The 13,273-nt window shown below is 71.3% G+C and carries 12 protein-coding genes; 2 read left to right on the top strand and 10 right to left on the bottom strand.

From position 1 onward, the window contains the following. Positions 1-415 precede the first annotated feature (415 nt). Positions 416-1,243, bottom strand: a complete 828-nt coding sequence (locus tag ACFRAL_RS16355; RefSeq protein ID WP_378884910.1) for a DUF4184 family protein — start codon at positions 1,241-1,243, stop codon at positions 416-418. 46 nt (positions 1,244-1,289) lie between these two features. Then, the gene (gene tyrS / locus ACFRAL_RS16350) at positions 1,290-2,591 is read right to left on the bottom strand and encodes a tyrosine--tRNA ligase (RefSeq protein WP_336398992.1); all 1,302 of its coding nucleotides are present in this window, start codon (positions 2,589-2,591) and stop codon (positions 1,290-1,292) included. 240 nt (positions 2,592-2,831) lie between these two features. Here tyrS and ACFRAL_RS16345 point away from each other — a divergent pair, with 240 nt between their 5' ends. Further along, positions 2,832-3,449 (top strand): DNA-binding protein, encoded by a 618-nt coding sequence (locus ACFRAL_RS16345; RefSeq protein WP_378884907.1) that lies wholly within the window; start codon positions 2,832-2,834, stop codon positions 3,447-3,449. 80 nt (positions 3,450-3,529) lie between these two features. After that, positions 3,530-4,126, top strand: a complete 597-nt coding sequence (locus tag ACFRAL_RS16340; RefSeq protein WP_378884905.1) for a hypothetical protein — start codon at positions 3,530-3,532, stop codon at positions 4,124-4,126. A 21-nt stretch (positions 4,127-4,147) separates the two neighbouring features. Here ACFRAL_RS16340 and argH read toward each other — a convergent pair whose 3' ends face one another. From argH to ACFRAL_RS16300, 8 genes are all read right to left on the bottom strand, one after another. Further along, on the bottom strand, positions 4,148-5,578 hold the full coding sequence (argH, locus tag ACFRAL_RS16335; protein ID WP_378884902.1) for an argininosuccinate lyase: 1,431 nt from the start codon (positions 5,576-5,578) through the stop codon (positions 4,148-4,150). A 52-nt stretch (positions 5,579-5,630) separates the two neighbouring features. After that, positions 5,631-6,737, bottom strand: a complete 1,107-nt coding sequence (locus tag ACFRAL_RS16330; RefSeq protein ID WP_378884899.1) for a heparan-alpha-glucosaminide N-acetyltransferase domain-containing protein — start codon at positions 6,735-6,737, stop codon at positions 5,631-5,633. Between the two features lie 28 nt (positions 6,738-6,765). Next, positions 6,766-7,689 (bottom strand): ornithine carbamoyltransferase, encoded by a 924-nt coding sequence (gene argF, locus ACFRAL_RS16325; RefSeq protein WP_336398997.1) that lies wholly within the window; start codon positions 7,687-7,689, stop codon positions 6,766-6,768. Beyond that, complete coding sequence (locus ACFRAL_RS16320) at positions 7,686-8,918, bottom strand: acetylornithine transaminase (RefSeq protein ID WP_378884895.1); 1,233 nt, start codon at positions 8,916-8,918, stop codon at positions 7,686-7,688. The genes argF and ACFRAL_RS16320 overlap by 4 nt, the downstream gene beginning before the upstream one ends. Continuing rightward, entirely contained in the window at positions 8,915-9,814 is a 900-nt protein-coding gene (gene argB, locus ACFRAL_RS16315) for an acetylglutamate kinase (RefSeq protein ID WP_336398999.1), read from the bottom strand. The genes ACFRAL_RS16320 and argB overlap by 4 nt, the downstream gene beginning before the upstream one ends. Further along, positions 9,811-10,968: a bifunctional glutamate N-acetyltransferase/amino-acid acetyltransferase ArgJ gene (gene argJ / locus ACFRAL_RS16310; protein ID WP_378884892.1), complete on the bottom strand. Its 1,158-nt coding sequence runs from the start codon at positions 10,966-10,968 to the stop codon at positions 9,811-9,813. The genes argB and argJ overlap by 4 nt, the downstream gene beginning before the upstream one ends. Beyond that, complete coding sequence (gene argC, locus ACFRAL_RS16305; RefSeq protein ID WP_378884889.1) at positions 10,965-12,044, bottom strand: N-acetyl-gamma-glutamyl-phosphate reductase; 1,080 nt, start codon at positions 12,042-12,044, stop codon at positions 10,965-10,967. Before argC ends, argJ begins: the two co-directional genes overlap by 4 nt. 235 nt (positions 12,045-12,279) lie before the next feature. After that, a complete protein-coding gene (locus ACFRAL_RS16300; protein WP_378884886.1) occupies positions 12,280-13,260 on the bottom strand; it encodes an NAD-dependent epimerase/dehydratase family protein in 981 nt (326 codons plus the stop codon). Positions 13,261-13,273: the final 13 nt, after the last annotated feature.

The following is a 13,273-nucleotide window of genomic DNA, read 5'->3' as shown; positions in this document are numbered from 1 at the left end:
AAAAGACCCCCACCAACCAGAAAACTGGTCGACAGAGAAATAAATTTGGCATTTGACAAGTGCACGCTGTTGAGTTCTCAAAGATCGGACGCACCAGCCAGCAGAGAGTCACAGACCCGCTGCCCCGGCTGGGCAACTTCACTATCTTACCTCGCCGTAGCGACTCCGTCAAACTGACCGGCGTCCTTCCAGCGAGTCCCCCACGAGTCCGACGAGCGGAAGACCCGCGAACGGATCTTGGTTTGTGGGAGGTGGTTCGCTGCTTGAGGGGAGCCAGGCCTTCCGGCCTTCCGCTCTACCCTTTGGGGCGAACAAGAAATACTTTACGTGCGATCCCCGATCACGTCGAATCCACCCCGCATCCCGGGCGTGTCGTGCCGGTTCTTCCGCAGAATCACGCGGTTCTCGCGGCTCGTCACCGGACGGCCGAGCGTCTCGGTGCGGAGGCGAGGCGCCGGCGCACCTGGACGGCGACGCAGAGCATGACGGTGGCGGCGCCCCACACCGCGCACGCGGGCGGAAGCACGCGGTAGGCCAGGTGGGCCGCCGTGAACTCGGCGTCGAGGCCGCCATGAACGGAAAGCCCCCACACCCACGCGACAGCGAGGACCACCGGCAACGACATCCACCATCCCCATCGCACCCATCGCGGCAGCACCTGCGAAGGCGCGCCGCCCGGTTCCCGCCGGGCAAGCCACAGGATCATCCAGACGCCGAGGATGGCGAGCCCGATCGCACTGGAGCCGTGCTGCAGCCACTTGTAGCCCGGAAGCGGACCCCAGTCCTCCGCCAGAGCAGGGACCGAGGTGGTGCCCCACCGGCCCGCGTGCGTGAAGAGGTCCCACACGATGTGGCTGACGACGCCGATCGCGAGCGAGACCGCGAGGAGCAGCATCCGCGTGGACCTCGCACCGGCCTCACCCGGAGCGATCGCCAAGGTCTCGCGCAGGGCGGCGCCCGCTCCCGCGTCCCACGACTCCGGCAGCCGGGCCGCGAGCCACCGTGGCGCGAGCTCCCGTGCGGCAGGGCGCAGCACGCAGCGCCACACCAGCAGGAGCAGCAGGCCCATCAGGATCGTCGCCGGGAGCCAGCCGAGCGAGTGCGTGACACCGTAGTCCAGCGGCAGCGCCCGCACGAACAGCGGCAGGTCCGGCGTCATCGCGCCGATCGCGATCGCGGCGGGCACGAGCGGTGTGCGCACGAAAGGCAGCGCGACGACGGCATGACTCGGCGTGAACGGCATCCGTCACCCCTCCGTCGTCGCGGCGAACCCGCTCACGATCGTCGTGTCAGCCGACGAACACGCCCGCCAGCGTCTTCTTGCCGCGTCGCAGCACCGACACCCCGCCGGGCAGACCGCCCGACACGACGGCCGCGTCGTCCTCGACCTTCGCGCCGTCGAGGGACACCCCGCCCTGTGCGATCGCGCGGCGGCCCTCCGAGAGGCTCGAGACCAGCCCGGTGTCGACGAGCGCCTGCACCACGTTCGTCCCCGCCGCGACGGAGGCGTTCGGGAGCTCCTCGAGGGCGTGCCGCAGCGTCGTCGCGTCGAGCGCCGCGAGGTCGCCCTGCCCGAAGAGCGCTTCCGAGGCCGCGACGACGGCGGCCGTGGCATCCGTCCCGTGCACGAAGGTCGTCACCTCGAGGGCGAGGCGCTTCTGCGCGGCGCGACGGAACGGCTCGTCGGCGACGAGACGCTCGTACTCCTCGATCTGCGCCCGCGTGAGGAACGTGAAGATCTTCAGGCGCTGGATCACGTCGGCGTCGTCGGTGTTGAGCCAGAACTGGTACATCCGGTACGGGCTGCACATCGCGGCGTCGAGCCAGATCGCATTGCCCTCGCTCTTGCCGAACTTCGTGCCGTCGCTGTTGGTGATGAGCGGGGTGCCGATCGCGTGGACGTGCACGCCCTCCACCCGGTGGATGAGGTCCGTGCCGCTGGTGAGGTTGCCCCACTGGTCGCTGCCGCCGGTCTGCAGGACGCAGCCGTACTGGCGGTACAGCTCGAGGTAGTCCATGCCCTGGAGGATCTGGTAGCTGAACTCTGTGTAGCTGATGCCCGCATCGGAGCTGAGGCGCGCCGCGACGGCGTCCTTCTTCAGCATCGTGCCCACGCGGTAGTGCTTGCCGATCTCGCGCAGGAAGTCGATCGCGCTCATCGGCGCGGTCCAATCGAGGTTGTTGACGATGCGCGCGGCGTTGTCGCCCTCGAAGCTCAGGAAGCGCTCGACCTGCTCCCGCAGGTAGCCGACCCACTCGCCGACGGTCTCCTTGGTGTTGAGCGTGCGCTCGGCGGAAGGGCGCGGGTCGCCGATGAGCCCGGTGGACCCGCCCACGAGGCCGAGCGGCCGGTGGCCGGCGAGCTGGAGGCGGCGCATCGTGAGCAGCTGCACGAGGTTGCCGAGGTGCAGGCTCGGCGCGGTCGGGTCGAAGCCGCAGTAGTACGTGATCGGGTCCCCGCCGAGAAGGGCGCGCAGCGCCTCCTGATCGGTGGACACATGCACGAGCCCACGCCACACGATCTCGTCCCAGACGTTCTCGAACGCCGGGTCGTTGGCGGGCGCGGTCGCGCTCACGACGGTTTCAGACACGCGTTTCAGGCTATCAGCGACCGATGCCTGGCCCCGTGCGTCGCCGAGGGCCGATGCCTCGGCCCGGCTCGAGAAGCTGGACTGGTACCGGGGTCGAGACGACCCCGCGGCGATCGCCTCATCGTCGTCGCTATAGTTGCAAAGCTTAAGTACCGCCTACTTTAGCCTACTGACTATGTTTGATTCAGCCTGGGGGCTAAACTAAAGGGGACTTGATCTCCAGGACTGAAGGAAAACCCGATGTACGTCCTCACCGCCGATCAGCGCGCGAGCCGCGCGAACGCCGACGCTGTTCCGTCCGCTCTCGCCGTCGTCGCGCGCCACGGCGCCGGTGGGCTTGCGCTGCCTCCCGAGCGCACCGCCGGTGACGAGCTCCAGGTCGCGGTCGCCGACGCGTCGGTGGCGCTGTCGATCGTGCTCGAACTGACGAGGACAGGCGAATGGAGCGTCGGGCTCGGGGTGGGCACCGTCGAATCGCCGCTTCCGCAGAGCGTCCGCGCCGCACGCGGGCAGGCCTTCATCAACGCGAGGGACGCTGTCGATCGCGCCAAGAAGTCATCCACCCGGATGGCCGTCACCGCACCCGTGGGCGGAGCGGACGCCGAGGCGCTCGTCGCCCTTCTCATCGAGCTGCGCGACCGGCGCACACCGGAGGGCTGGGAGGTCTACGACCTGCTCGCCGACGGGCTCACCCAGCGCGACGCCGCCGCACGCCTGGGCGTCTCGGAGGGCGCGATCAGCCTGCGCGCCAAGGCAGCGGCCCTGCGTGTCGAGGAGGCCGCCGTGCCCGCACTGGAGCGCGCGCTCGCACGCCTGGATGAGGAGACGCGCGCCGTCTCGCCGCCCGAACGCAGCTGAGCACGACGACGCCGACCGGCCTCACGGCACACGGGATGCCGCACCCGGGCGCCGTCCGAGCCCCATGCCAGACTGACGCCATGGTCCTCCCCGACGTCGTGCTGACCGCCGCGCTCTCGATCTTCCTGTTCGTCGTGCTGTGCGCAGCACTCGTGCTGGTGGTCGTCAGTCTTCGCAAGCCGACGGACGTCCCGCTCATCGTCGCAGGCGTCCTCGTCGTGCTGTGCCTGCTCGCGGTGACGGTGTCGCCCGTCAACGTGCCGCTGCTCCTCGGCTTGGGCATCGCACTGCTCGGAACCACCCTGGCGGTCCTGGGCGGCAACCCCATCACGCGGCGCATCCTCGACGTCGCCAGCCACGGCCGCGTGGAAGAAGGCGACAACGGCGGCATCCTCCTGCGTGCCCCGTCCCTGCCGGGAGCGATCGCCGGCGAGGGCGCCGTCCGCGAGGTGATGCGAGGGGGAACCACCATCGGGTACCTCGAACGCGTCGCAGTGGTGCTCGGCATCATCGCGGGGTTCCCCGAGGCGATCGCCGTCGTGGTGGCCCTCAAGGGCATCGGCCGGTTCACCGAGCTCGCCAGCGCCGAGGCCCGCGAACGGTTCATCATCGGCACCCTCGCGAGCCTGGTGTGGGCGTGCGTCGTCGGCGCGCTCGTGCGGCTCGCGATCTGGTGATCGCGGCGGGTGTCTCGAGCGCTACAGTCCTAGCGCGTGCGCTGCCGCCTGCACCCGCTGGATCAGCTCGGCGCGCTGCTCCTCGACGCGCACCGGAGCGGTCCCGCCGACGCCCGTGCGGCTCGCCACCGAGCCCTCGATGCTGAGCACGTCGCGCACGTCGGGGGCGAGGTGAGGAGAGACCGCGGCCAGCTGCTCGTCCGACACCTCGTGCAGCTCGAGCCCGTTCTCTTCGCAGACCCGCACGAGGTGGCCCGAGATCTCGTGCGCGTCACGGAACGGGACCCCGCGCTTGACGAGCCACTCGGCGACGTCGGTCGCCAGCGAGAAGCCCTGCGGGGCGAGCGACGCCATGCGGTCGGTGTGGAAGCGCATCGTCGCGACCATACCGGCGAACGCCGGAAGCACGGTCTCAAGGGTGCGCACCGAGTCGAACACCGGCTCCTTGTCTTCCTGCAGGTCGCGGTTGTACGCCAGCGGCAGCGCCTTCAGCGTCGCCAACAGGCCGGTGAGGTTGCCGATCAGACGACCGGCCTTGCCGCGCGCGAGCTCGGCGATGTCGGGGTTCTTCTTCTGCGGCATGATGCTCGATCCGGTCGAGTACCCGTCGTCGAGGGTCACGAAGCCGAACTCGCGGGTGTTCCAGAGGATGATCTCCTCGGCGAAGCGCGACACGTCGATGCCGACCATCGCCGCGATGAACGCGAACTCCGCCACGACGTCGCGCGCCGCCGTCCCGTCGAGCGAGTTCTCGGCCGGCCGGGCGAGGCCGAGCTCGCGCGCGACCAGCTGCGGATCCAGACCCAGCGTCGATCCGGCCAGCGCCCCGCCGCCGTAGGGCGAGACCGAGGCGCGGACCGACCAGTCACGCAGCCGCTCGAGATCGCGCACGAGCGGCCAGGCGTGGGCCTGCAGGTGGTGCGCGAGCAGCACGGGCTGCGCGTGCTGCAGGTGCGTGCGCCCGGGCATGATCGCCTCGGCGTTGGCTTCGGCCTGCGCGACGAGGGCGTCCACGAGCCGCAGGATCTCCCGCGCGATCGTGCGCGAGTGGTCGAGCAGGTACATGCGCACGAGGGTCGCGATCTGGTCGTTGCGGCTGCGTCCGGCGCGCAGCTTGCCGCCGAGCTCGGCGCCCACGACGCCGATCAGCGCCTGTTCGAGTGCACCGTGGACGTCTTCATCGGATGCCGACGGCCGAAGCGTCCCCTCCGTGATGCCCTGCGCCAGCGTGTCGAGGCCGTCGTGCATGGCCTCCGCCTCGTCGGCGGTGAGGTAGCCCGCTGCGGCGAGCGCCTTCGCGTGCGCGTGGGAGCCGGCGATGTCATACAGCGCGAGATCCCAGTCGAAGTGCGTGGACCGGCTGAGCTCGGCCAGTTCGGGGGACGGCCCCGTCGCGAAGCGGGCTCCCCACAGTGCGCCTTCGTTGGTGCCGTCGGCCTTCGATTCACTCACCGTCCCAGCCTACCGACGGCGGCCGGGCGCTCGAGCCCGCCGCGGCCCGGGGTCAGCGGGAGCGGCGGCCCGGCACGACGAAGCGCGAGCCGCGGTCGAGCAGCGTCTCGAGCGGGCCGCGCCCGACCAGCAGCGCCCACGCCGTGCAGAAGAGCACCGTGCCGAGCGTGAGCGGCCAGAACGGCTCCAGCGCGCGGAACCCGGCGAGATCGCTCACGCGCTCCAGCGTCAGCGCGGCGACGACCGCCCACACCACGAGCTGCAGCGTGTAGGCGGTGAGCGGCATCGCCCCGACCGCGCGCAGCGGCAGGACGACCCACACCAGCACCGTCCGGCACGCGAGGAGGCAGACTCCGAGCGTGAACAGCGCGAAGCCGCCCGACCCGATCACCTCGAGCAGGCCGGTGGAGTGCGGCCGCGCCGTCCACAGCGCGCCGAAATACGACGTCGCCTCCTCCGCCGACGACGACCCGGTCGTGGCATCCAGCCCGTAGCCGAGCGCCGCGAGCACCATGCCCACGGCCACCAGCAGACCCTGGACCCGCAGTCGCGTGACACCGGCGCGCGCCACGCCGAGCCCCGCGACGACGAAGACGATCCACGTCGTGAACGGATAGTGCCAGCCCAGGGCGACGGACGCCTCGGCGCCGAGGGCGGTGTTCCACACCGGCAGCGCGTCGAGGATCACCTGCACGAGCGGCATCGTCACCGCCAGCACCGCGGCCAGCGCGAGCAGCGGGCGCGCCCCGAGGGCGGTGAGCGGGAGCGCGAGGAGGAAGAGCACCGCGTAGGCGGGCAGGATGACGAAGACCGGGACGGTCGTCGCGATCAGCAGCGCGCCGATCACCCAGAGCAGGCACGCGCGCACGGCGATGCGGTATCTCGCGGTGGTCATGGCGGCGGCGGGAAGCGGCATCCGTCCCCCGGTCATCAGGCCGATCGACACGCCCGCGAGCGTCGCGAACAGGATGGAGGATCGGCCTTCCGCCACGGCCACCCACGTGCCGGCGTCCGAGAGGTCGAACTCCTCCGTGATCGACAGGAGATGGGCGGCGAGCATCCCGAGCACGGCGAGTCCCCGGGCGAGGTCCACCCCGGTGATGCGGGGTGCGCGATTGAGGCGCGCCCACCGCGAGGCGACCCAGCTGGGGGCGCTCACCGATCGGGGTCCCATCGCGCCGACGGGCTCAGCCCTGCCGCAGGAGCCAGACCAGCAGGGCCTTCTGCGCGTGCAGCCGGTTCTCGGCTTCGTCCCACACGACGCTCTGGGGGCCGTCGATCACCTCGGCGTCGACCTCGTAGCCGCGGTCGGCGGGCAGGCAGTGGATGAAGATCGCATCGTCCTGCGCCAGCGACATCAGGTCCTGCGTCACCTTGTACGCGCCGAGGTCGCGCAGGCGCGCGAGCTTCTCCTCCTCCTTGCCCATCGACACCCAGGTGTCGGTGACCACGACGTCGGCGCCTGCGGCCGCCTCGTTCGGATCGGTGTAGAGGGTGACCGAGCCGCCGGTCTCGGCGGCACGGCGGTCGGCATCGGCGATGACGTCGTCGCGCGGCGCGTACGCCTCGGGTGAGGCGACCCTGACGTGCATGCCCGCCGTGACGCCGGCGAGCACGTACGAGTGCGCCATGTTCGACATGCCGTCGCCGAAGAACGCGAGCGTGAGCCCCTCGAGGTCGCCCTTGTGCTCCTTGATCGTCAGCAGGTCGGCGAGCAGCTGGCAGGGGTGGAAGTCGTCGCTGAGGGCGTTGACCACCGGCACACGCGTGCCGCGCGCCATCTCCTCGAGCCCCGCCTGCGCGTAGGTGCGCCAGACGATCGCGGCGACCTGGCGCTCCAGCACCCGCGCCGTGTCGGAGGGGGTCTCCTTGCCGCCGAGCTGGCTGTTGGCCGTCGAGATGATCAGCGGCGAGCCACCGAGGTCGGCGATGCCGACGGCGAACGACACGCGGGTGCGCGTGGAGGACTTGTCGAAGATGACCGCGACCGTCTGCGGACCCTCGAGCGGCTTGAGCTTCCAGCGGTCCTTCTTCAGCGCGACCGCGAGCTCGAGGATCTCGTTCTGCTCGGTCTGCGTCAGATCGTCGTCGCGCAGCAGGTGGCGGGTCATGCGGGCACCTCCGTGCTCGTGGCGGCATGGGTCGAGCCTTCGAGCACCAGGGCGTCCTCGACCGTGCGCAGCGACGCCGTGAAGAGCTCGACGAACTCGTCGATCTCGACGTCGCCGATCGTGAGGGCGGGCACGAGGCGGATCGTCTCGTCGTTGGGGGCGTTGATGACGAGACCGTGCTCCTGCGCGGCCGCGACGAGCGCCTTGGCGACGGGATGCCGCAGGCCCACCCCGATGAGGAGGCCGAGGCCGCGGCATCCGTCGATCAGCTCCGAGTCGATGCCCTCGATCGCCTCGCGCAGCTGCGCGCCGCGCTCGGCGGCGTTGCGCACGAGCTCCGCCCGCTCGATCTCGCCGAGGACCGCGCCGGCGACGGCCGTCCCGAGGGCGTTGCCGCCGAACGTCGAGCCGTGCGTTCCGGGGTAGAAGAGCTCGCTCGCCTCACCGAACGTGATGAGCGCGCCGATCGGGAAGCCGCCGCCGATGCCCTTGGCGACCGTGATCGCGTCGGGGATGACGTCCTCGTGCTGGAAGGCGAACCACTCCCCCGTCCGTCCCGCGCCGGTCTGGATCTCGTCCACGATCAGCAGGGCCCCGTGGCGCGCGGTGATCTCCCGCGCGGCCGCGAGGTAACCATCGGGCAGCGGCAGCACGCCCGCCTCGCCCTTGACGGGCTCGACGAAGAGCGCGGCGACCCGGTCGTCGATCGCGGCCTCGAGCGCCTCCGCGGTCGAGTCGATGAACTCGACGCCGGGCGTCATCGGGAGGAACGGCTCCTGCATGTACGGCTTGCCGGTGAGGGCGAGGGTGCCCATGGTGCGGCCGTGGAAGGCGTCGTTCAGCGCGAGGATGCGGGGCCGCTCGGTGCCGCCGTGCAGGCGGGCGAGCTTGAAGGCCGCCTCGTTCGCCTCGGCGCCGGAGTTGCCGAAGTAGACGCGGCCGGCGTCGCCGGTGCCGGCGAGGCGCTTGAGCGTCGCGGCGAGCGCGAGCTGCGGCGGCGTCGCGAAGTAGTTCGACACGTGCGCGAGCGTGGCCGCCTGCGTCGCGATGGCATCCACGAACACCGGGTGGGCGTGGCCCAGCGAGTCCACCGCGATCCCCGCCAGGAAATCCAGGTAGCGCTTGCCGTCGGCGTCCCACAGATAGGAGCCCTCACCGCGCTCGAACATCTGCATGCGGGCCCCGAAGCTCTTCACGAGGTCGCGCCCCGCGTCATCCTGCCACGTCATCCGAGCACCACCTCTGTTCCGATTCCCTTGCTGGTGAAGATCTCCACGAGCACCGAGTGCGGCACCCGCCCGTCGATGATCGCGGCGGTCTCGACGCCGCCCTCGACGGCCTCCAGGCACGCCGTCATCTTCGGGATCATGCCCGACTCGAGCTTCGGCAGCATCGCACGCAGCTCCGTCGAGTTCAGGTGCGACACGAGCGAGTCGCGGTTCGGCCAGTCGGCGTAGAGCCCGGCGACGTCGGTGAGCACCACGAGCTTCGCCGCCCCCAGCGCGACGGCGAGAGCGGATGCCGCGGCATCCGCGTTGACGTTCAGCGAGTGTCCCGGGTGGTCGAGGTCGGGGGCGATGCTCGACACGACGGGGATGCGGCCGGCGTCGATCTGGTCGAGCACCGGCTGCGGGTCGACCTGCACGACGTCGCCGACGCGGCCGAGGTCGTGCTCGACGCCCTCGATCACCACGCCACGGCGGCGACCGCCGAACAGGCCGGCGTCCTCACCGCTGAGGCCGGTCGCGACCGGCCCGTGGGCGTTGATCTTCGACACGAGCTGCGGGTTGATCTGCCCGGTCAGCACCATGCGCACCACCGAGATCGCCTCGGTCGAGGTGACGCGGTAGCCGCCCTTGAACTCGCTCGGAATGGCGAGGCGGTCGAGCATCGACGAGATCTGCGGGCCGCCGCCGTGGACGACGACGGGCTTGACGCCGACGTACCGGAGATAGGCGATGTCGGCGGCGAAGGCATCCTGCAGCTCCTCGCTCACCATCGCGTTGCCGCCGTACTTGACCACGACGATCTGGTCGCGGAAGCGCTTGAGCCACGGCAGGGACTCGATGAGGGTGACCGCCCGGGCGCTGGCCTCGGACGGATCGGTGTCTTGCAGATCGGTCATGAGGAGTATGCGCTGTTCTCGTGGACGTAGTCGTGGGTGAGGTCGTTGGTGAGAATCGTCGCCGATGCCGCGCCGACCTTGAGGTCGATGACGAGGTCGGTGGCACGCGGGGTGAGATCGACGGCCTCGCGCGGCGCGTCGGGCCCGCCCTGCGAGCACACGCGCACGCCGTTCATCCAGACGTCGACGTCGTACGGGTCGAAGGCGGCCGTCGTGGTGCCGATGGCGGCGAGCACGCGGCCCCAGTTCGGGTCGTTGCCGAAGATCGCGGCCTTGAAGAGGTTGTTGCGGGCGACCGAGCGCCCGACCTCGACGGCGTCCGCTTCGGACGCGGCGTTGATCACGTCGATCGTGATGTCGTGGCTGGCGCCCTCCGCGTCGCCCTGCAGCTGCCGCGCCAGGTCCTGGCACACGCCGGCGAGGGCGGCCGCGAACGCCTCCCCGTCGGGTGTGACGCCCGAGGCGCCGCTGACCATGAGCGTCACCTGGTCGTTGGTCGACATGCAGCCGTCGGAATCGAGCCGGTCGAAGGTGCGGCTCGTCGCCGCGCGCAGCGCCTCGTCGGCCTGCGCCGCGTCGAGCACCGCGTCGGTCGTGATCACCACGAGCATCGTGGCAAGGCCCGGCGCCAGCATCCCGGCACCCTTGGCCATGCCTCCGATCGTCCAGCCGTCGCCCGTCGCGACGGCCCGCTTGGGCGTGGAGTCGGTGGTCATGATGGCCAGGGATGCCGCTTCCCCGCCGTCGGCGGACAGCTCGGCGATGCCCTGCGCGGTGCCGGCGAGCACCCTCGCGCGGAACGCCTCGTCACCGGTGCCGATGAGCCCCGTCGAGCACACGAGGATGTCGCCGGCGCTCACGCCGAGCAGTGCCGCGGCCCTCTCGGCCGTCTGGTGGGTGGTCTGGAAGCCGAACGGGCCGGTGAAGCAGTTCGCGCCGCCGGAGTTGAGGACGATCGCCTCGACGACCCCGTCGCGGATGACCTCCTCCGACCACAGGATCGGGTTCGCCTTGGCGCGGTTGCTCGTGAAGACCGCCGCCCCCACTTTGAGCGGGCCGCGGTTGACCACGACGGCCACGTCCGGCCGGCCGGTCGACTTGAGGCCGACGGCGACGCCCGCCGCCTCGAATCCCCGGGGGGCGGTGACGCTCACGGGGCGACTCCGTTCACGGTCAGCGCGGTGCCCTCGGAGAGGCCCAGTGCGATGTTCATGGACTGCACGGCGGCTCCGGCCGTGCCCTTGACGAGGTTGTCGACCGCCGTGACGACGACGACGCGGTTCGCGGCCCGGTCGATGGCCAGGCCGATGAGCGCCGTGTTCGCGCCCAGCACGTCGGCCGTGCGCGGGAACTCCCCCGCCGGCAGCAGCTGCACGAAGGTCTCGTCGCCATACGCCGCCTCCCAGGCGGCGCGGATCTCGTCGTCGGTCGCCCCCGCGGCGATCGGGGCGGTCGACGTCGCGAGGATGCCCCGCGCCATCGGCACCAGCACCGGCGTGAACGAGATGCGGATGCCCTGGTCCGCGGCATCCGCCGCCGTCGCCGTGTGCGCCGACGTGCGCGCGGCGGCGAGCGCCTGGCGGATCTCGGGGATGTGGCGGTGGGTGCCGCCCACGGCGTACGGGTTGGCGGTGCCGAGGATCTCGCCCGCGAGGAGACTGGTCTTGAGGCTCTTGCCCGCGCCCGACGGCCCGACCGCGAGCACCGTCACGATGTCGGACGGATCGATCAGGCCGGCGGCCACGCCCGGGGCGAGCGACAGTGACACGGTCGAGGCGTTGCATCCGGGGGCGGCGATGCGGGTCGCCCCCACGAGACGCTCGCGCTGCTTGGTGCCGGCGACGGGCAGCTCCGGCACGCCGTACACCCACGGCTCGTGGAAGTCGCCGCCGTAGAAGGCGTCCCAGTCCGCGACCGCCTCCAGACGGTGGTCGGCACCGGCGTCGATGACCAGCGCGGTGTCGCCGAGGGCGTCGGTGTACTGACCCGACTGGCCGTGAGGCAGTGCGAGGAAGACGATGTCGTGCCCGGCGAGGGTCTCGGGCGTCGTGTCCTGAAGGGTCAGGTGCGCGAGGGAGCGGAGGTGCGGCTGATGCTGGATGAGCGGCTGTCCCGCGTTGGAGTGCGCGGTCACGGTGCGGATCTCGACGTCGGGATGCGCGGCGAGGATCCGCAGGATCTCGCCGCCCGCATAGCCGGATGCGCCGGAGACGGCGACCGAATATGTCATGGATTCCACCTTAGAGTCTGGGTGCGGGGCCGGGAGACGGCGACGCCCGCTCGCGACGGTCCATGACGGGACGGCGTGCGGGGTCGCCTAGAGTCGGCGCTCGCCCAGACGGCGTCGGCGCGCAGGGACGACGCTCGTAAGCGGCGTCGAGAGTCCCTGGGCGGCCGAAGGCATGGGGCGACGATAGCCGCTGCCGCGAGCTCGTGCCAAATCGGCGATCCGCGGCATCCGCCGATCAGGTCTGCAGATCGTGCAGCAGCGCGATCTCGTCGTCGCGCGAGAGGCCGGCCCGCCGCTCGCGCTCGAGACCGCGTTCCCGCTCGTCCGCGAGGGCGCGCTCCAGCGTCTCGCGCAGCGGGCGCAGGCGTCCGCCCAGCAGCCGGTAGGCGCTGTTGGAGCGGGTCCAGAAGCCCGCCATCCCCGCCGGCAGCCACAGCGGCAGCGACCGCGGCCCCATCCAGTACGCCACGCGGTGCTCCTCGAGCCAGGGATCGCCCGCGGGGACGAGGGTCCCGGTGTGCCCTGCGACCTCGCGCGCCTCCGACAGCAGCCGGTCGAGGTCGACGGGGTCGCCGACGGCGTTGGCGACGCCCGTCCATCGCTCCCGCCCGATCGCCTGCACGAAGCCGGCGAGGTCGTCGACGTCGATCACCTGCGCGCCCCGGCCCTCGGTGTCGGGAACCAGCACCTCGCCGTCGCCGGCGAGCGCCAGCCGGCCCACCCAGTACCCGAAGCGATCGGTCGGATCGCCGGGCCCCACGATCAGCCCGGGCCGGACCACCGCCGCGCGGAAGCCGAGCGCGGAGCGGACGGATGCCTCGGCCTCGGCCTTCGCGCGCCCGTAGTCCGGCTCCTCCCCCGCACCGGCGGGTGTCAGCAGCTCAGCGCTCTCGTCCTGGCCGGGGTCGTCGCTCGAGGCGTAGACGGACACTGTCGAGATGTACGTCCAGTGCCCGGCGTGCGCGCCGAGCGCCTCCAGCGCCGCCGAGACGTGCACGGGGTTCGACGAGACGTCGACGATCTCGTCCCACTCCCGGCGCGCGACCTCGGCGTACGCGCCGGCCTCGCCCCGGTCTCCGACGGCGAGCGTCGTGCCGTAGGGAGCAGGTCGTCCGCCGCGGGCCAGGCACGTCACCGACGCCCCGGCATCGGCCCATCGCTCGGCGATGCGCCCGCTCAGCCAACCCGTCCCACCCAGCACCAGCACGTCGGTCATGGGTACACCCAAC

It is taken from the genome of Microbacterium sp. NPDC056736, assembly GCF_042790415.1.
In the GTDB taxonomy this organism is placed as follows: domain Bacteria; phylum Actinomycetota; class Actinomycetes; order Actinomycetales; family Microbacteriaceae; genus Microbacterium.
The sequence above is the reverse complement of the archived record's forward strand: the minus strand, read 5'-3'. Positions and strand labels throughout refer to the sequence as shown.